Below are 17,757 nucleotides of genomic sequence, written 5' to 3'. Positions count from 1 at the left end.
TGAAAACTCACACAACAGAATAGACAAGAAGCTATTTTAAAACATTAGGCCCTTTTAGCTTAGTCTTAGGGACGAATTTACAGCACTACACGTTATGTTTAACGATAAGCTCCCCTATTCCTCTTAATTGAGCATTATGCAGCAATTTAAAATTCCGTTAGAATTGCACTTCAAAAACTTCAATGCGAAGAATTCTGGACATTGATACGGACATAAGTTCAAGAGTTAACATAACGCAATAGCAATCTCTTACTAATTATTTTGCATCGAGACATTGGCATACTCCCGAAACAAACCCTTCTACTCTAAAGGTTTTGTTAATAACAGTTGCCATGCTTGTTAGTTATTCTCGTTGAACTCAGTATCTTGAAGTTGTTTGAATATATAAATTTAAAAAAAAGAGACATAAGATGCACAAAAAACTCATCATTCTAAGCTTGCCTATTCTATTAGCTGCATGTGCGGCACCAAAGTATACGGTAGAAACAATCTCGAAAGAAAATCAGAGCAAGGAAATCACCATCGTAAAAGACAACGCCACGCGAGATGTTTTCTTAGATTCGATGCAAGACTGGTGTTTGGATACCGCCCATAAATGCACAGTCGTAAGCGACGGCACGCCTCCTGTTAGCTCTGAGCTAACACTTACTTACGTATCACGCTGGAGCTGGGATTTTAGAACATTTATCGCTGATGCTCAGATCAAAGCCTACAAAAATAACGAAAAAGTAGGACAAGTTGAATTTAAAGCACCAAACAGCGCGAATCCAGATAAATGGGGTAAAGACAACAAACGAATCATTTCGATGATGGATCTGTTATTCGGTAAACAAACCGTGAGTGAGGCTCAATCCAAGATTAAGCTGGGCGAAATGTAATGAGCCGAACAATTGCCCATTTAACAAGCATCATATATTTGTAGAGAAAGATAGGAATGTTTAAGTGACTGAAGTCAAAACCATTGGGCTTTTCTTTATAACCGCCATTGCAGAAATATTAGGCTGCTACTTACCTTATCTCTGGTTAAAGGAAGATAAGTCAGTTTGGCTTTTGGTACCAGCAGCGCTATGCCTTGCTATGTTTGCTTGGCTTCTATCTTTACATCCTACCGCAACTGGCAGAGTTTATGCCGCTTACGGTGGTGTCTATATTTTTGTCGCAATTCTATGGTTGTGGTGTATCGACGGCGTTCGACCAACGCTCTGGGACATAGTGGGGGTTTCTGTCGCTATGCTTGGCATGTCAATCATCATGTTTTCACCCAGAGCATCCTAAACGTAACCGAGGGAAACCCTTACGCTTAGTATTTTGGCTATGTGCTAGATTTATTGATTAATAACATTATGACGTAATTGCTACATAGCCAAAGTACGCTTGGGCTTCACCCCAAGACAGCGCTATTTATAGGAGATACTAATGAACCATGCAGTGAAGGCAAGATTTGATGAGTATCCAAAACATGTGCGTATTCGGATAGAAGAGCTACGAAATATCGTCTTAACTATCGCTTCTGAATTAAAACTGGGGGAAGTTGAAGAATCTCTAAAATGGGGAGAGCCAAGCTACAGTGTGAAAACAGGTAGCCCGGTAAGGATGGATTGGAAACAGAAAACGCCTAGTCGTTATTATCTGTTCTTTAATTGCCAAACTAAGCTCGTCGACACATTCCGCGAACTGTATAGTGACTCACTTGAGTTTCAGGGTAATCGAGCAATAATTCTATCTTTATCAGCACCTTTGCCAGAAGCTTCAATCAAGACCTGTTTAGAATTAGCATTAACCTATCAAAAGCGAAAGAACTTACCTCTTTTAGGTATGTAAGATCGCTTAATAAAACTATTTACGGCCGATTAACCATATTCAACTACTCTACCTTTGTATCCTTTTTAATGCTTCCGCAGTAAAGTTTTAGATTAAGTGGTCACGTTAATAGCGCCGTAACCAAACTAGTAATATCGAAATAAAGAAGAGTTTATGAAATCAAAAATCTTGTTCTTACTTATGCTTGGAGCTCATTTCAATGCTTTTTCAGCGACGAACTATCAAGTCAATGTGGTAGTAACAGAGCCTCAATCAACATTCATTTTTCCGACTTTTGAAATATCCTCTAAAGGAAAAAGCAAAACCAGTTTTGTCGACGGCTGCACGTACTTAGGGACCCTTTCAGAACCGAGCAAAAATAGTATACAGCTTGAAGCTACCATGTCATGCAACCAAGATGGCTCTACGTCAAGGATGGAAATGCCGGTATTTGTGCTCAACTCCGAGGGTCAAAGCGCGAGTTATGATCTTGTAGAAAACGGGATCGTGATGTGGAAATATTCTGTAGAAGTTAAGCCGTCACTTAAAAAGTGATATATCAGAAATACTAAAGTAACAATCAGCACTATTAACCGCCGTTTAAGTGTAATAGGTATATTCTTTACGACTTAATGACGTTACTTGTTGCCGCAAGTCTCCAACTCATGTACAAAGCAGCCCTAATTTTAATAGGAGCTAAGTGGCATGAATTTAATTGTACGTCAGGTAACTTTAGGTGATGCTGAAGGCATTACAAACGTCCTCAACCCCATCATTATTGAAGGTTTATACACTGTATTAGATACGCCTTTCACACCTGAAGAAGAAAAAGAGTTCATTACTCATTTCCCAGAACGGGGCGTGTTTACAGTCGCTTTATCCGAAAATAGCTCACAAGTCATAGGTTTCCAAAATATCGAGCCATTTGCACAATATACAAAAGCTTTTGACCATGTTGGCATAATTGGTACGTTTGTTAGTGACGGTGCTCGTGGCCAAGGTGTGTCTAAACAGCTTTTCAAATCGACATTCGAAGTAGCCAAACAAAAGGGTTACGAAAAACTATTTGCGTACGTTCGCGGCGATAATGAGCGAGCGTTATCAGCCTATCTCAAACAAGGCTTCGAAATCGTAGGGACCGCGAAGAAGCATGCAAAAGTTCGTGGGAAATACGTAGACGAAGTCCTCATTGAGAAGTTTTTGTAGGTGTTAAGTCGCTAAACACTAAGCACGCATATAAGAACATTTGAACCAAGACTCAATTTCCGTCGTAGAAATCTCTTTTCTAAAATAGGTTATTTGAAATGAAACTGACCTCGGAAACTGAGTCAAGAATAATAGAAATGGCATGGGAAGACCGCACCCCATTTGAGGCTATCGAATTTCAATTTGGTTTGAATGAATCCGACGTGATTCAGTTTATGCGTAGCCGGCTCAAATCAAGTAGCTTTAAATTGTGGCGTAAAAGGGTTTCGGGGCGCAATACAAAACACAACAAGCTACGAAACTCAGACATCATTAGAGGTTATTGCCCAACTCAATATAAGCCGCGATAGCGAACTGCACTTGGCATAAATTTTTATTACGAATCGCAACATTTATCGCCCTACCTTTGAACCAACTTCATGATTGGAGGGGAATAGTCACCACTTAATTCAACCTAGGTGTTTCAGGGCGATAATAAATTCAATGGGAGTCATCTTAACGTCCTCAGTCGCCATCAAACTAATGATTCCACAGAAAAGATTGATACAAAACGCCCACTAAAAGTAACTCAGATTAAGGCGTCATTTAATCCGTGTATCAATCTCTTTTACCTTCTGTTTAGGCACTAGAATCACTAACCTTCTATTTTATCTTTGAAGGCACAGATAAAAAGCTGCATGATTAAAAAGGAAAAATAGCGGATAACGGTTTAACAAGCACTCGGAGCTTGGAGGCAATTTTGAACAAATTACTTATGATGTTTGCGTTGGTTTCTTTACCTTGCTTGGCTTCTGATGATGTTGAAGATCCCTGCAAAGTAAAAGGCGGGGGCGTTATGGCTGGTTATCAGTGTGTAGAAAAGAAGATGGAATCTGCAGATAAAGAGCTTAACGAAAGTTACAAGGAAGCAATCGCTAGAATAGGTGAGGAAGAAAAAGCACTAAGGAAAACATGGTCTCAGACCGAACTGGTAGAGCCATTTCGAAAGGCCCAAAGAGCTTGGCTAAAATACAGAGACGCCGAATGTGAATTTACGGGCCTGTCTTCCACACCCTCACCCTGGCAAGGTGTCCAGATTGAAGAGTGTAAGTTAAGAATGACGTTAGAACGCGTCGAGTACTTCAATGGAGTATACGTAGGCTAAACGGATTACATCTAACAAAGCACTTCAATAAGATTCGCAACTCTTGGCAATTTCAGTTTAAATGTACTCGGTGTTTAAGATGCAAACGTTCAGGTTGAGTGGTCGCTCCGCTTACTACTTAACCCTGCGTTGTGCGTAAAGCTAATATGGGTGTGAAATAATTATGGAAAAAGACGATTTAGTTGGGCTAGTAGTTAAGTATTTCGAGAAAATAGATGCCGGTGATCCTAGCTATCTGGATCTATTCTCAGAGGATGTTGATTTTTTCTTTCCTAAATTTGGGCAAGCGAAAGGAAAGAGTGCCTTAGTGGAGTTTGGCAATAGGATTGGTAGCTCGTTGATTAGTATCTGGCACGACATAGACGGCTTTCAAATAACGACTGCTGGAAACAAGGTCATTGTTGAAGGACAGGAAGGCGGCGTAATGAGTGATGGTACCTCTTGGCCGGACAACAAAGTTTCCACAGGGCGTTTTTGTAGTGTATTTGAGTTTGAAGGAAAAATGATAAGTCGTATGTTTGTGTACGTAGACCCTGACTTCCCGAGTCGAGATTTTGAGAGAATTTCCGTGCTGTCAGGCGAGAGCAACGTGCGACAAACTGTTCAAGCCTGAATACTACCGCTACCGCATAGCATCTTTGTTATGCGGTAGTATTCGTAGTTAAGGTGTGTTAAGGGCTTTGATATCGCTTTACTCACACCTTATCAGTGCGTTAGCTATATTCCCTTACTGATAGAAATGCTACTTTCTTCAATCGTCCTGTATTATGATAATGAAAAAGATTGCACTAATTTTAAAATTAAAATGAACCAAAAATTTTTTCTAAAACTACTCCCTGTCCCTTTTCTTCTAACCGGTTGCCAGTCTACGCAAAGCCAGCTTCAGCCTATACCTGAAAACGTATTATCAAACCTATCGACTCAATGGGCAGTGGTAGAGGCCTGTTTTCACTCCGATGCTTATAGCTTAGAGCAATCCGTAAACTATCGAGAGGCCATTAACTATTCTTTTTCTACTTGGCTAGTCGATCAGTCCGATATCGATCAGTCTGTAAATGAAGCTCGTGTAGCGTTATCAGAATATCAGTCTCAGAATGATGGTTTAGGAACAACATGTAAGGATTGGCACCTACCCTTAGAATCTGGATTGCGAGAAGTTAACAATCACAAGAATCAAGTGGCGATAAACCAGCAGCGAGCACATGAAATACATAAAGCAAACGCTTCTAAACCTGTGACCTATTCAACACCAGCATCTACTTCGACTAGTAATGTTGTTCACTGTTACAAATTGGAAGACGTTAGCTTGGATAAGAACATTCAAACGTTTAATGGAATGATATGCCCTATAGGCTGGCTTAAATATTATGGCTATTAATGCATTTGATTAATAAAGCCCTTAAGAATGAACTCAAAGTTTAATTTTTAGTTCAAGGTTGGGTTTCGTGTTTACAATGTTATGTTTCCAGTTGGATTACCGTATTCGAATAGATTGACGAAGTTAATCAATATATGTGTATTGATGCTTACTTTTTATCGAGTTATCTTTGTTTGATAGCCATTAAAACGAGTAAGGAAACAAAGTGACTGTGTTAACAAAAGGCATACACCACGTAGGTTTAACCGTATCTAACCTAGAAGCAAGCGCGAAGTTTTTCACTGAACAATTAGGTTGGAGTGAAGTAAAAAGAAATCCAGACTACCCGGCAATATTTGTGAGTGATGGGCATATCATGCTTACACTATGGGCGGCTAAGGCTGATGCCGCCACTCCATTTGACAGAAAAACGAATATTGGTTTGCATCACTTAGCTTTACTGGTAGAGACTGAGAAGCAACTCTATGAGTTGCGTGATCAATTTATGGCGTCGGGAATCGAAATTGAGTTTGGTCCCGAGCTTGTTAAAACAGGACCCGCAAAACATTTAATGTGTTACGACCCAAGTGGTATTAGGGTTGAGTTTTTCTGGGCGGGCTCATAAAACAAACATAACAAAGTTTTATAATAGGGATTTGGTACACATGGCATTGTTAGTTTGCACCGCCTTTGGTGTTTAAGGTGCTCAGCAGAAGCTTGTGTATTGAATGCCCTCCCCTCCTACTACACATTTTGCGACTTACGAGTAAGTCCAAAAGGATAAATGTTATGTATAAAATCGGCGTTGTTTTATTTGATGATTTCACGGATGTCGATTTCTTTCTTATGTATGACTTGCTAGGTCGCACAACCGACAGTTGGACAGTAAGTATACTTGGAACTAAATCTGAACATCATTCCCACCTCGGTATGAAAGTTAAAACAGACGGACACCTTTCTGAGGTGACGAATCAAGATGTCGTTCTTATTACAAGCGGCAAACGGGGTATTCCAGCCGCTTTAAAAGATGCTGAATTTATGTCAGCGTTGAATCTTGATCCAAATAGGCAGCTAATAGGTTCGATTTGTGCGGGATCATTCATCCTCCATGAACTCGGTTTACTAAAAGGCAAGCGATTAACAACAAACCCAGATGCAAAGGCTGTTCTACAAAGTATGGGAGGAGATGTTCAGGATCTGCCTCTCGTGATAGACGGTAATGTAGCGACGGCCGGTGGCTGTCTTTCACTGATGTATCTAATTGGTTGGTTAACAGAGCGGCTATTTGACTCAAACAAACGAAAAGCTATACAAAATCAATTGATACCTGCTGGGCAATTAGAGCTGTTTGAAGAACTCATTGCCACAACTATTCAATCAGCAGAGTTAGCAAGCTCGGATAACAAGGCGTTAAGTAATCATTCATAACATGTGGTGTTTTACATTACGTTCGTTTTAGTGTTTAGGGTAAGTCACACATCAGTCTTGTGTGACTTACCCTTGAAGATAACGCCACTTGGGAAATTAACTTACAGGGAGTAAATCAATTGGTAAAAATGTACGGTTCTGAAGAGACAAGAGCGTTTTGCTGTAATTGTAAAGAAGTAACGCTACATCGGTACGAAAGCTTCTCTAAAGCGCAGGAAAAGACCGAGAAAAAAGCTAAAGGTTTCTTCTCTGGTCTATTTGCAGCAATAATTAGCTCATTAATGGAAGGCGAAGCGACTGGTGACTACAAATGTACAATATGCGGCACTAATCTTCACACGCCAGATAATTTAGATTAGTAGTCAGTGTCTCTAAAGCCACAGCAAGTGGCACGCAACATAATTTATAGACGGCTCTAGTGGGTTTGAAGCGTATGCACCTTATGCTTTGCATTTAGGGTCTTGAGGTTGTGTTGCGGATCAGGTAGTGCACTTTTATCTCTGACAAGGGGCTAACGCAGAGCAAAAACAAGGGACAAGAAAAGAAGTAGTTTTACTTGAGTATCAATGAATTACAGACAAAAAAAAGCCCACCAAAAGGTGGGCTTTTCTAAAATTTGGTGGGTCCGGGCGAACTCGAATCGCCGACCCCTACCATGTCAAGGTAGTACTCTAACCAACTGAGCTACGGACCCAAATTTTTACGTTCCTAACCATTCAATTCAGAATGGTGCGTCCGAGTGGACTCGAACCACCGACCCCCGCCATGTCAAGGCGATACTCTAACCAGCTGAGCTACGGACGCATTTCTCTGGAACGACGAGGATATTAGCTATAAGCGAACGACGGTGCAAGCACAAATTTGCCAACTTTGAACCGTTTGGCGAAAATGTAAACTCAACACGCGTTTTCAGATGATTTTATCGACAAGGACTGAGCCCGTAGGGTTTAAAAGTGTGATCTATATAACTTTTATTATCTCACTTAATTGTCGTAAGGCACTTCACTGAGCATCCAAATCTGTAAGGTTTGCGATACATTGGGGCAAGTACCAAACAAAATCTGATATTTAGGTTTAAATGGATCGCCGATATAGGTTGTACGGATCAACTCTCCTGTTTTGACATCCACTTGAGTGCTCACCCTGCCTTTGAAGTTTTGAAATATGACAAACTGCTCACTGTGGTAAACCATTTGCTCTCGGTAAAACAAGAAATGATCTTGGGGTGTCTCTGTCAATTCACACTCCAGTGGTTTCAAATTAGGTATCGCACTAACATTCGATGCGATGAACAACGCCGATAAAATCCATCCGTATCGCATATGGCTGCCCTATTCTGCCCTCTTTTTCAAAGTATGGGCCCTGCCTTGATGACTGATACAAAAAAGGCTTTGATCATCTCTAATCAAAGCCCCTTGTTTCTGCTGGTTAATTGTCGTGTTTAGTCGTCCGCCTCAAACACAACGTTATAATTTTCGGTGTATGTACAATTCGGCTGACGGCTACAAGTAAAGAAACGTCTCCCTTTGAACTCACCTTGGCTTGCGGTTTTAATGATCATCGGACTGCCGCATTTTTTACAAAAACGCACTTCTTTATCGGGCTCAATCAAATCAATGTGTGCCGCAAGCAAACGACGTAATCGCCCAACTTGATAACTGTGCTTTATCGAGGCGCCAATTAAAGGCAGGTTGGCCGTCTTACAAACATGAATCAATAACTTTTGTCTTTCTATCTTACCCTTGTTTAGCTCCTGCCCATTATCCAATTCAACGATAACGCGCGGCTCTAGTGTCCTTGGGTCACAAATAACGTAATCAAAATAGCTTCGAGATATACGATTGTTCGCGACAAAAAACTGCTTCTTATTTTTGATTTCTTTTGGCGTAACCAAACTGGACATGTTTACTTTCGCGAATACTACGGCATGCTCCCCGACCGCCGTTCTTAACGCATTATAGAACGCACCCTCTTGACCTCTGAGCAGAGGGCCTTTCGAGCGATAAGGATAATCACGCGTGTCATCGTGCTTAATCACGTACTTTTGAATAACAAAGAAGAATAAAACCAGAAGAACAACAATGATAAAAATGTTGGTCATAAATAAAGTGCATCCAAAACAACTCGTTGCTCAAAGCGTAAATGGAAATGTTATGCAGAGCAACAAAACCTCGCAATTTTGAGGCGCCACGACGATAGCGAGAAACAGAAAATTTTGCTCACCAATAAAAACGAGCCAATCACACACTTGGATTGGCTCGTTTAAATTTTGTTAATACATTATGTATGCTAAGAATCAACTATTAGCGTCTGGCTGATTCTCTGGCATCGCATCAATAAAAGCTGGTAGTTGATTGCATGACTGCACAACAGCGTTAATGGTTGGATAAAGAGAGGTATCTACACCAAAGCGTTGTGCGTTATAAAATTGTGGTACCAGACAAATATCGACAATAGATGGCGAGCTTGTCAGGCTAAACTTGCAATCACCATTTAGTTTACGATGCTTCTGAAGTTTCTCTTCTAATGCTGTAAAACCTTTGTGGATCCAGTGATGAATCCAAGCGACTTTGCGCTCTGGCTCGCAAGCTAACTCCCCCTCTAAATACTGTAGAACTCTTAAGTTATTCAGGGGATGAATCTCCATTGCAATATCCTGAGCCAAAGCTAGCGCTTGGTATCGAAGCGGCGTTTGCTCGGGGATCACAGTGACATCCGGGTAGTGTTCTTCTAAGTATTGAATGATCGCCAGTGACTGGGTTAACTGAACCTCCCCATCCACCAGCAAAGGAACCAGTTCAGAAGCGTTTAACTCATGGTACTCGTCACTGTGTTGTTCGCCACCATTGCGCACCAAGTGTACCGATTTTGAATCATACGATAACTCTTTAAGATTCAAGCAAATACGCACACGATACGCCGCCGATGATCGCCAGTATCCGTATAAAATCATGCTATCGCTCATATCGTCTCCCAACCAGCATTGTTAGTGCTTGAGATATTGGCTAACTTGTTGGTCAATCGAGCCGAATATGTTGTTGCCATCCGCATCGAACATTTCCAATCTGATTGAATCTCCAAACGACATGAAGTTAGTCGACGGCTTACCATCACGAATGGTTTCAATCATGCGAACTTCCGCGATACATGAATAACCAACACCACCCTCCTCAATCGAAGTGCCATGTTCGGTGCCTTGCTTATTAGATACCGTGCCAGAACCTATAATTGCCCCAGCAGATAGCGGGCGCGTTTTAGTCGCATGAACAATTAAGTCTGCAAAATCAAACGTCATATCGATACCCGCATTTGGGCGACCAAACGGCTTGTGGTTGTAGGTCGAGACCAATGGTAAATGCACTTTGTTTTCGTACCACGCTTCGCCGAGTTCGTCAGGTGTTACTGCCACAGGAGAAAACGCAGAAGAAGGTTTAGATTGGAAAAAACCAAACCCTTTAGCTAATTCTGCGGGAATTAGCCCACGCAGTGAGACATCATTCACCAGCATGATCAAACGAATCGACTCCTGAGCCTCTGCAACACTCGCGCCCATTGGTACGTCACCAGTTACCACAGCCACTTCACCTTCGAAATCAATACCCCATTCATCACTCGCAAACTCGATGTTGTCACAAGGACCAATAAAGGCATCAGAGCCTCCTTGGTACATCAACGGATCCGTCCAAAAACTCTCTGGCATTTCAGCGCCGCGAGCTTTTCGAACCAACTCAACGTGGTTTACGTAAGCACTGCCATCAGCCCACTGATAAGCGCGAGGAAGCGGCGACTCGCAGTAGTGCGCTTCAAACTCTTCATACCCTGCAACCGTGCCATTGTTCAGTGCAACGTATAGCTCTTCCAGTTGTGGTGCTAGCGTATCCCAGTTATCAAGCGCCACCTGCATCGTCGGAGCTAAGTTCATGGGGTGGAAAATTTCTGTCGCAGGTACGCAGCGCGTTAAGTCTTTGCTCACGACCATCAACAAACCGTCACGAGTGCCATTTTTCTTGGTTGCTAATTTCATCCTTGCCTCTTACTTCTCTTGCCAGCTATAGACGTATTCTTTGTTTTCTACTTTTTCCAGCTCATCCGCAAACTGAAGTGCGTGACGCGTATCGATCATGACCGCAACTTCGTCGGTAAAAGTCTTCTTGTGCTCTCGCCCTGCTTTGAATGCTTTCGGGTGAGGACCATGCGTAAATCCTGCTGGATGGAATGTCACCATGCCTGCTTCAATGTTGTCACGGCTGAAGAAATCACCTGCATGGTAGAACAAGACTTCGTCATAATCGTCATTGTTGTGGTAGAACGGTACTTTGAGCGCTCCAGGATCACTTTCAATTGGACGAGGAACGAAGGTACACACCACAAATCCTGCTCCTACAAATGTAGTATGTGCAGAAGGCGGTAAATGGTAACGATGTGACATAAGTGGACGAATATCACGCCAGTTCACTTTTACTACCGCCAAATCACCATGCCAGCCAATCGCATCCAGCGGGTTGAATGGGTAAGTGATAACACTGACTTTATCGTGGCGTTTCACCTGAACCTGTGTTTGATTCTCAGAATATTGAGCACGGAACTGATCGTTGATCGACGGCGTTTCTAAAACCGCCGGATCAAACACCGCGTGGTTTCCAACCATGCCTTTTTCGGGCAATGTATAAGCCGCATCGGTGTTTTCAATCATCAGAATGAACATCGGCTCGCTTGGTTCTAAACGCCAGCTCGTTGAGCGCGGGATCATGACATAATCCCCTTCGCTCACTTTCAAATGACCATAATCACAGTAGAGATCTGCCGTACCTTGGTGGATGAATAGCAGTTCGTCGCCATCTGCATTTCTCACCAAGAAGTCCATTTTTTCATCCATACGCCAAACACGAACTTTACAATTCGCGTTGTGTAATAGATGCGGGACTGCCCAAGGGGTAATATGGCTGGCTTTTTCGACTAGATTAAAATCAAACGCTCGTGGACGTAGCTCGCCCTCCCACTCAGACCACCCCGTTGGGGCATGTTGATGATGAAAATGTGTTGCGGGGCCGAAGAAGCCACTTCGACCTGCCTCACGTTCATAAATTGCCTCTTCCGGGAAGTCAGCATGTGCTTGTTTAGAGTACACTCCCTCCCGGTGAGGGAATGTGATCCATTTATGCATCGCTCAATACTCCTCGGCGAATTTGGTCTTCTTCTATCGATTCAAACAACGCTTTGAAGTTACCCTCGCCAAAGCCTTCATTGCCTTTACGTTGGATGATTTCGAAGAACACAGGGCCGATAACGGTTTGAGTAAAGATCTGTAGCAAGATGCCATCTTTCGTTGGTGCACCATCAATAAGAATCTGCAAATCACGAAGCTTGCTTACATCTTCACCGTGGCCTTCAACACGCTGATCGACTTTCTCGTAATAAGTATCTGGCGTTGGCATAAAGTCCATGCCTCGCTCACGCAAGGTTTTGACCGTTTCGTAGATGTCGTCAGTGGTCAATGCGATGTGTTGAATACCTTCGCCATTGTATTCACGGATAAACTCTTCAATCTGTGATTTATCATCTGACGACTCATTGATAGGAATTCGGATTTTGCCGCAAGGTGCGGTCATCGCACGGCTGACAAGACCAGTCAACTTACCTTCGATATCGAAATAACGAATTTCGCGGAAGTTACCAATGCGCTCATAGAAACCAGACCAGACATCCATGTTGCCTTGCTTAACGTTGTGCGTTAAGTGGTCGATTTCGTAAAGACCAACATTCGCTTTTGATAAACGTTCATCAGCATCATCATAAAAACGAAAATCGACATCATAAATACTCTGCTTTCCATAACGGTCGACAAAATAAAGCAAGCTTTCACCGATGCCATAAATAGCAGGAATGCTTAGCTCCATCGGCCCAATTTCCGTTTTATATTCTTTACCGCCTTTCTCTAACGCATGCGCCAGAGCAACGGTGGCGTCTTTCACACGAAATGCCATGCCACAAACCGACGGACCGTGAACTTTGGCGAATCCCTCAGCTTGGCTATGCGGCTGCGCATTCACAATAAAGCTAATGTCACCTTGTCGATATAACCACGCTTCTTTTGAGCGATGCTTTGCAATCTCCGCAAAACCTAACGATATAAACAGATCTTTAAGCTGTTGAATGCCTTTGTTGTCAGCAGCAGTATATTCAACAAACTCAAATCCGTCTGTTCCTAGTGGGTTATATGCATCAACCATGACTTTCTCCTTGTCTCAGTAGCTTTTGTTTGGACTTATTTTTCTAACTTGGCGCAGGTCTTGAGAAATTGGAATACGTGGGGAGAAATCTTTATCTTGGCGATTTTTACGCATAATTGTAAAATATATGTTACATACAGAGAACGCATCGAACCCACTTTCGTAAACATCAAACAAACTGCTTATTTTCAATATATTAGATTGATATTTTCGGCTTTACGCCACCACACAAAATGTAAACAAGTTGTTACTTTGGCATTTTATCTTGGCAACGTAGCTCAAAAAGCAAAAGGGGATGGAAAGTCTATTGCACCCTATCTCTATCCGATTTATTCATTTGATCCTGCAAAACATCAAAAGTAATGTTTCGTGACGCTTCATACAGTTCGAAAGGCTCATTGGTCAGAATCGTGTCATGGATACCCCTTTATTGATTCACCTCAGTTTTATTCAAAAGTAACTGTGCCATAAGTGGTGCTCTGTTCCCTATCGAGCCGAGCCACAAGGCTTCACGCTCGATCAGAAAAAGAGACATCTAATGACACACATCAATCAAGAACGCTTAGTTGAACACTTTTGCCAACTAGTACGTATCGACAGCGAATCAAAAAACGAAAAACAAATTGCAGAAACACTGGCAGAACAGCTAGGCGAGCTAGGCTTTACCGTACGCAAACTTCCAGTACCTGAGCACATTTCTAACGGTTTTAACGTGTACGCCCGTTTAGACGGCAAAAAAGACGGCTCTATTCTAATGAGCTGTCATATGGATACGGTCACTCCAGGTATTGGCATTGAGCCAATCATCGAAGACGGCGTTATCCGTTCAAAAGGCAATACGATTCTTGGTGGCGATGATAAATCTGGTATTGCTGCCATCATGGAAGCCGTTCGTTGTATTCAAGCGGAAAACCGTGAGCACAAAACGTTAGAACTTGCTTTCACCGTGTATGAAGAAGGCGGTTTATTCGGTTCACAATACTTCGATATGTCACACGTCACTTCAACGGAAGCAATCGTGTTAGATACGGGTGGCCCTATTGGCACCATTGTGACCGCAGCCCCAGGCCAGCAAAAGATCATGGCAAAAATCAAAGGTCGACCAGCACACGCAGGGCTTGCGCCAGAAGAAGGCATCAGTGCGATCATGGTGGCGGCTGATGCTATCAACCAAATGAAGCTACTTCGCATCGACGAAGAAACGACAGCCAACATCGGTGTAGTGAATGGCGGTCAGGCCACAAACATTGTTATGCCTGAATTAAAAATCGTGGCAGAAGCCCGCTCCCTGAATGGCGATAAACTAGATGCTCAGGTCAATCATATGATCTCAACATTAGAGTCTGTCTGTGAAAAACACGGTGCAGAAGTCGAAATTGAATCTAGCCGAGCCTACGACGCTTTTGTTATTGAAGAAAACCACCCACACGTAAACGCTATAAAAGCAGCGTTTTCAGAGTTGGGAATTGACGCCTTCACAAAAGGCACTGGCGGCGGTAGCGATGCCAACAACTTTAACAAGAAAGGTCTCACAACGGTCAACCTTTCAACTGGCATGGCAAAAGTACACACGACAGAAGAGTTTATCGCGGTAAGTGATATGGTCAAAATCACTGAGTTCGTGAAACATTTCCTAGTCAGTTAACGTCGTGCCTTTTGAAGAGCAGACTGACTATCTTCCCCTTCTAGCCTGTGCTTGAAGGGGATTTTAATTTGTATCGAAGCAAAATTACTTCCCGTCATGCCAACTTGATATCAGATCTTCAAAGAAATTCCCCTAGCTCACTTTTTGAGACCAGACAGCTCAACACCTGACACCCTGTTACAGTAATGTTAAAACTCGATTGTGTAGACAATTTATACAATATACATTTTTGGCATCTTTCAGGATGAAAAGAGTGAGACAAGGATGAAATTACCTAAGTTGCTTTTATTAGCGTCGATGATGAGTCCAATACTGGCAACATCAAGCTATGCCGCACCGTATCCCGCAGGTGTGACCCTCGATGAGATACAAGAAATTACGCTAAACAATGGAGCTGAAGTTACTTCTATTGACCCAGCCAAGCAAGCCGCAGAGCCCGCTTTTAATCTCGGTCGAGACCTGTTTGAAGGTCTGGTCATTCAAGATAAGCAAGGTAAAACCATTCCTGGTGTTGCTGAGTCTTGGTCAGTCAATGACAACAATACGGTTTATACCTTCCACTTACGTGATGCAAAATGGTCAAATGGCGAAACGGTCACTGCACAAGATTTTGTCTACAGCTGGCAACGCTTACTGAATCCAAGCACTGCTTCACCCTACGCTTGGTTTGCGGCCATTCCAAATATCGAAAACTCGCAAGCGATTATGAAGGGCGAAGCCGAACCCGAGTCCTTGGGCGTGAAGGCGCTGGATGAAAAAACATTCCAGGTAACACTCGAAGAGCCTATTCCCTTCTTTACGAAACTATTAAGTCATCCAGTGCTTGCCCCCGTTCACAAAGCGACCGTTGAAAAACATGGCAACCGTTGGACCCAGCCTGAGCATATCGTTACAAATGGTGCGTTTACTGTCTCTGAATGGAAAGTTAACGAAAAACTGGTGATGGTTAAAAACCCACATTACTGGGACGCAAGCAATGTAGTGCTGGAAAAAGTCACCTGGCTACCAATTGGTGATGCAAACGTAGTGCTAAACCGCTACCTAGCCGGTGAGATAGACCAAGCGGTTTCCATTCCTGCCGCTCAGAAGAAAAAGTTAATTCAACAACGCCCACAAGAAGTGGCAAGCACCAGTGCGTCTCTTGGCTCCACATTCTATTACCTCAACACTCAACAAGGACCAACAAAAGACGTGCGGGTCCGTAAAGCCCTCTCATATGCCATTGACCGTCAACTGTTAACGAGTGCTATCTTGAGAAACGGTGGGGTTCCAATGTATACCCTTGTGCCACCTCAAACAGATGGTTTTAAATCTCACACTCCTGAGTTCGCAACTTGGAACCGTCATAAACGTATCGAAAAAGCGCAGCAATTACTGTCAGAAGCTGGATACGATAAAAGCAATCCGCTTAAGTTGACGTTTACCGTACCAACTTTCTCGATGGACGTAAAAATGGCAACCACCATGGCAGGCATGTGGAAAAGCCGATTGGGTGCGCAAGTCACGATAAAACAGCTAGAACCGAAAGTGTTCTACGCACTTAAAGAGCCGACCGACATTACTCGCGGCGGCTGGACGGCCGACTACAATGAAGCCTCTACGTGGTTAGATATCTTTGTTTCTAGTGGCGAGTACAACGATTCTCGTTATAACAACCCGCAATACGACGAGTTAATGGCTCGATCAAAGACCATGAGCAACCCATCAGAACTGTATCTACAAGCAGAAAGCATGCTGATTGAAGACATGGCCATTATTCCTATTTATCGTCCGGGTAACGATCAATACCTCATCAAGCCTTATGTGGGCGGCTACGAACTGACAAACCCTGAGTCGTCGTACTACCGCAAGAATGTCTATGTGAAAGCCCACTAAAAGCATGTTTTCGGTCTGAGTCGGCAAGTTCAATGTTTACTTGTCGTTCCTCATATCTCTCGGTGGAGAAGGCAACCTGAGCTCAGGCCATTTTTTTATTCATAACCGTTCGAAGTGATTTCGGACGACCAAAGGATGATGGATCATGATTTGGTACATTGTTAAGCGATTAGCTATCGCTATCCCCACGCTTCTATTCATCGCACTCGTATCATTTTGGCTGATGCACATTGCACCAGGGGGGCCATTTGATATGGAACGGCCTATGCCAGAGGTGGTACGTGCGAATATCGAAGCAAAATTCCATTTGGACCAGCCCTTCCTTACTCAGTTTTGGATTTACATTGGTAATTTCATACAAGGAGATCTCGGTCCGAGCTTCGTTTATCAAGACTTCAGTGTTACACAGCTCGTCGCACAATCATGGCCAGTTTCAGCAGTATTAGGCGTACTCTCCTTTTGCATTTCCGTTCCACTTGGCATGTTGCTTGGCACCATTGCGGCATTGAACCGAAATAGCCGCCTAGATTACGGCCTGATGACACTTTCGATGACTGGAGTTGTGGTTCCGGCTTTCGTGCTTGCTCCAGTTTTAGTCATGATCTTCGCTATTCAGCTCGGCTGGTTCCCTGCTGGTGGTTGGGAAGGAGGAAAGCTGGCTTTTCTTGTTCTTCCCGTGCTCAGCCTGGCGATTGGCTCCATTGCGAGTATTGCACGCGTCATGCGTGGCGCAATGATTGAAACGCTCAACCAACCATACATTCGAACGGCAAAAGCCAAAGGTTTGTCCACAACCTACATTTTATTCCATCACGCTTTGCGACCATCCCTGATTCCCGTCGTTGCGATGCTCGGCCCTGCGTTTGTGTCTGTCGTGACAGGCTCGGTAATTATCGACATTTTCTTTGGTACAGGTGGCATGGGACAACACTTTGTGTCTGGGGCTCTCAACCGCGACTACGGCCTAGTAATGGGCATTACTCTGATTGTCGCTTCACTCACTATCTTCTTTAACCTTGTGGTCGACTTGCTATATACGATTATCGACCCTCGTATACGCGTTTAGGAGTCC

At 43.2% G+C, this 17,757-nt stretch carries 21 protein-coding genes and 2 tRNA genes; 15 read left to right on the top strand and 8 right to left on the bottom strand.

From position 1 onward, the window contains the following. Positions 1–410: 410 nt before the first annotated feature. The 12 genes from R7F64_RS05210 to R7F64_RS05155 all read left to right on the top strand — a co-directional run bounded on the left by R7F64_RS05210 (position 411) and on the right by R7F64_RS05155 (position 7,294). Positions 411–878, top strand: a complete 468-nt coding sequence (locus R7F64_RS05210) for an Sbal_3080 family lipoprotein (RefSeq protein ID WP_005385757.1) — start codon at positions 411–413, stop codon at positions 876–878. Positions 879–942: 64 nt separating this feature from the next. Continuing rightward, positions 943–1,275, top strand: a complete 333-nt coding sequence (locus R7F64_RS05205; RefSeq protein ID WP_005377819.1) for a YnfA family protein — start codon at positions 943–945, stop codon at positions 1,273–1,275. A 141-nt stretch (positions 1,276–1,416) separates the two neighbouring features. Next, positions 1,417–1,821 carry a DUF1801 domain-containing protein gene (locus R7F64_RS05200; RefSeq protein WP_017633973.1) on the top strand — a complete coding sequence of 135 codons (405 nt, stop codon included), beginning with the start codon at positions 1,417–1,419 and terminating at the stop codon, positions 1,819–1,821. 153 nt (positions 1,822–1,974) lie between these two features. Then, on the top strand, positions 1,975–2,355 hold the full coding sequence (locus tag R7F64_RS05195) for a hypothetical protein (RefSeq protein WP_138939935.1): 381 nt from the start codon (positions 1,975–1,977) through the stop codon (positions 2,353–2,355). Positions 2,356–2,505: 150 nt separating this feature from the next. Further along, a complete protein-coding gene (locus R7F64_RS05190) occupies positions 2,506–3,006 on the top strand; it encodes a GNAT family N-acetyltransferase (protein ID WP_053306918.1) in 501 nt (166 codons plus the stop codon). Positions 3,007–3,104: 98 nt separating this feature from the next. Then, positions 3,105–3,356, top strand: coding sequence for a TIGR03643 family protein (locus R7F64_RS05185; RefSeq protein WP_005377824.1), 252 nt, complete (start codon positions 3,105–3,107; stop codon positions 3,354–3,356). A 404-nt stretch (positions 3,357–3,760) separates the two neighbouring features. Beyond that, positions 3,761–4,150 (top strand): lysozyme inhibitor LprI family protein, encoded by a 390-nt coding sequence (locus R7F64_RS05180; protein WP_065274430.1) that lies wholly within the window; start codon positions 3,761–3,763, stop codon positions 4,148–4,150. Between the two features lie 163 nt (positions 4,151–4,313). After that, positions 4,314–4,763, top strand: a complete 450-nt coding sequence (locus tag R7F64_RS05175; protein ID WP_005377826.1) for a nuclear transport factor 2 family protein — start codon at positions 4,314–4,316, stop codon at positions 4,761–4,763. A gap of 126 nt (positions 4,764–4,889) precedes the next feature. Further along, a complete protein-coding gene (locus tag R7F64_RS05170) occupies positions 4,890–5,528 on the top strand; it encodes a hypothetical protein (RefSeq protein ID WP_213915746.1) in 639 nt (212 codons plus the stop codon). Between the two features lie 205 nt (positions 5,529–5,733). Further along, positions 5,734–6,132, top strand: coding sequence for a VOC family protein (locus tag R7F64_RS05165; protein ID WP_031780991.1), 399 nt, complete (start codon positions 5,734–5,736; stop codon positions 6,130–6,132). Positions 6,133–6,296: 164 nt separating this feature from the next. After that, positions 6,297–6,935 carry a DJ-1/PfpI family protein gene (locus R7F64_RS05160; RefSeq protein WP_318071498.1) on the top strand — a complete coding sequence of 213 codons (639 nt, stop codon included), beginning with the start codon at positions 6,297–6,299 and terminating at the stop codon, positions 6,933–6,935. Positions 6,936–7,063: 128 nt separating this feature from the next. After that, complete coding sequence (locus tag R7F64_RS05155) at positions 7,064–7,294, top strand: hypothetical protein (protein WP_017820907.1); 231 nt, start codon at positions 7,064–7,066, stop codon at positions 7,292–7,294. Positions 7,295–7,552: 258 nt separating this feature from the next. Here R7F64_RS05155 and R7F64_RS05150 read toward each other — a convergent pair. The 8 genes from R7F64_RS05150 to hppD form a co-directional block, all read right to left on the bottom strand. Next, positions 7,553–7,629 (bottom strand) — tRNA-Val (locus R7F64_RS05150). Between the two features lie 33 nt (positions 7,630–7,662). Further along, positions 7,663–7,739, bottom strand: a tRNA-Val gene (locus R7F64_RS05145). Between the two features lie 179 nt (positions 7,740–7,918). Beyond that, complete coding sequence (locus R7F64_RS05140) at positions 7,919–8,257, bottom strand: hypothetical protein (RefSeq protein ID WP_213899314.1); 339 nt, start codon at positions 8,255–8,257, stop codon at positions 7,919–7,921. Positions 8,258–8,376: 119 nt separating this feature from the next. Further along, positions 8,377–9,036, bottom strand: coding sequence for a DUF2726 domain-containing protein (locus R7F64_RS05135; RefSeq protein WP_053303141.1), 660 nt, complete (start codon positions 9,034–9,036; stop codon positions 8,377–8,379). Between the two features lie 195 nt (positions 9,037–9,231). Further along, positions 9,232–9,900: a maleylacetoacetate isomerase gene (maiA, locus tag R7F64_RS05130; RefSeq protein ID WP_005377832.1), complete on the bottom strand. Its 669-nt coding sequence runs from the start codon at positions 9,898–9,900 to the stop codon at positions 9,232–9,234. A 21-nt stretch (positions 9,901–9,921) separates the two neighbouring features. Next, on the bottom strand, positions 9,922–10,959 hold the full coding sequence (locus tag R7F64_RS05125) for a fumarylacetoacetate hydrolase family protein (protein ID WP_005388946.1): 1,038 nt from the start codon (positions 10,957–10,959) through the stop codon (positions 9,922–9,924). 9 nt (positions 10,960–10,968) lie between these two features. Beyond that, on the bottom strand, positions 10,969–12,099 hold the full coding sequence (locus R7F64_RS05120; RefSeq protein WP_318071497.1) for a homogentisate 1,2-dioxygenase: 1,131 nt from the start codon (positions 12,097–12,099) through the stop codon (positions 10,969–10,971). Next, on the bottom strand, positions 12,092–13,165 hold the full coding sequence (hppD, locus tag R7F64_RS05115; protein ID WP_005388950.1) for a 4-hydroxyphenylpyruvate dioxygenase: 1,074 nt from the start codon (positions 13,163–13,165) through the stop codon (positions 12,092–12,094). Before hppD ends, R7F64_RS05120 begins: the two co-directional genes overlap by 8 nt. A 538-nt stretch (positions 13,166–13,703) precedes the next feature. Between hppD and R7F64_RS05110 the strand changes: the two genes are divergently transcribed. From R7F64_RS05110 to oppB, 3 genes are all read left to right on the top strand, one after another. Next, entirely contained in the window at positions 13,704–14,810 is a 1,107-nt protein-coding gene (locus tag R7F64_RS05110) for a M20/M25/M40 family metallo-hydrolase (protein ID WP_213880153.1), read from the top strand. 264 nt (positions 14,811–15,074) lie between these two features. After that, entirely contained in the window at positions 15,075–16,685 is a 1,611-nt protein-coding gene (locus R7F64_RS05105) for a peptide ABC transporter substrate-binding protein (RefSeq protein ID WP_213876501.1), read from the top strand. Positions 16,686–16,830: 145 nt separating this feature from the next. Further along, a complete protein-coding gene (gene oppB, locus R7F64_RS05100; protein WP_005377838.1) occupies positions 16,831–17,751 on the top strand; it encodes an oligopeptide ABC transporter permease OppB in 921 nt (306 codons plus the stop codon). Positions 17,752–17,757: the final 6 nt, after the last annotated feature.

This window comes from Vibrio sp. Vb1980, assembly GCF_033338615.1.
Lineage (GTDB): Bacteria > Pseudomonadota > Gammaproteobacteria > Enterobacterales > Vibrionaceae > Vibrio > Vibrio alginolyticus.
This window is presented reverse-complemented; position numbering and strand designations above follow the sequence as displayed.

Excerpts from the sequence above, each read along its gene's own strand:
- R7F64_RS05210 (WP_005385757.1), top strand. The coding sequence starts at position 411 with ATGCACAAAAAACTCATCATTCTAAGCTTGCCTATTCTATTAGCTGCA.
- R7F64_RS05200 (WP_017633973.1), top strand. The coding sequence starts at position 1,417 with ATGAACCATGCAGTGAAGGCAAGATTTGATGAGTATCCAAAACATGTG.
- R7F64_RS05195 (WP_138939935.1), top strand. The coding sequence starts at position 1,975 with ATGAAATCAAAAATCTTGTTCTTACTTATGCTTGGAGCTCATTTCAAT.
- R7F64_RS05190 (WP_053306918.1), top strand. The coding sequence starts at position 2,506 with ATGAATTTAATTGTACGTCAGGTAACTTTAGGTGATGCTGAAGGCATT.
- R7F64_RS05185 (WP_005377824.1), top strand. The coding sequence starts at position 3,105 with ATGAAACTGACCTCGGAAACTGAGTCAAGAATAATAGAAATGGCATGG.
- R7F64_RS05180 (WP_065274430.1), top strand. The coding sequence starts at position 3,761 with ATGATGTTTGCGTTGGTTTCTTTACCTTGCTTGGCTTCTGATGATGTT.
- R7F64_RS05175 (WP_005377826.1), top strand. The coding sequence starts at position 4,314 with ATGGAAAAAGACGATTTAGTTGGGCTAGTAGTTAAGTATTTCGAGAAA.
- R7F64_RS05170 (WP_213915746.1), top strand. The coding sequence starts at position 4,890 with ATGCTACTTTCTTCAATCGTCCTGTATTATGATAATGAAAAAGATTGC.
- R7F64_RS05160 (WP_318071498.1), top strand. The coding sequence starts at position 6,297 with ATGTATAAAATCGGCGTTGTTTTATTTGATGATTTCACGGATGTCGAT.
- R7F64_RS05155 (WP_017820907.1), top strand. The coding sequence starts at position 7,064 with ATGTACGGTTCTGAAGAGACAAGAGCGTTTTGCTGTAATTGTAAAGAA.
- R7F64_RS05140 (WP_213899314.1), bottom strand. The coding sequence starts at position 8,257 with ATGCGATACGGATGGATTTTATCGGCGTTGTTCATCGCATCGAATGTT.
- R7F64_RS05135 (WP_053303141.1), bottom strand. The coding sequence starts at position 9,036 with ATGACCAACATTTTTATCATTGTTGTTCTTCTGGTTTTATTCTTCTTT.
- maiA (WP_005377832.1), bottom strand. The coding sequence starts at position 9,900 with ATGAGCGATAGCATGATTTTATACGGATACTGGCGATCATCGGCGGCG.
- R7F64_RS05125 (WP_005388946.1), bottom strand. The coding sequence starts at position 10,959 with ATGAAATTAGCAACCAAGAAAAATGGCACTCGTGACGGTTTGTTGATG.
- R7F64_RS05120 (WP_318071497.1), bottom strand. The coding sequence starts at position 12,099 with ATGCATAAATGGATCACATTCCCTCACCGGGAGGGAGTGTACTCTAAA.
- hppD (WP_005388950.1), bottom strand. The coding sequence starts at position 13,165 with ATGGTTGATGCATATAACCCACTAGGAACAGACGGATTTGAGTTTGTT.
- R7F64_RS05110 (WP_213880153.1), top strand. The coding sequence starts at position 13,704 with ATGACACACATCAATCAAGAACGCTTAGTTGAACACTTTTGCCAACTA.
- R7F64_RS05105 (WP_213876501.1), top strand. The coding sequence starts at position 15,075 with ATGAAATTACCTAAGTTGCTTTTATTAGCGTCGATGATGAGTCCAATA.
- oppB (WP_005377838.1), top strand. The coding sequence starts at position 16,831 with ATGATTTGGTACATTGTTAAGCGATTAGCTATCGCTATCCCCACGCTT.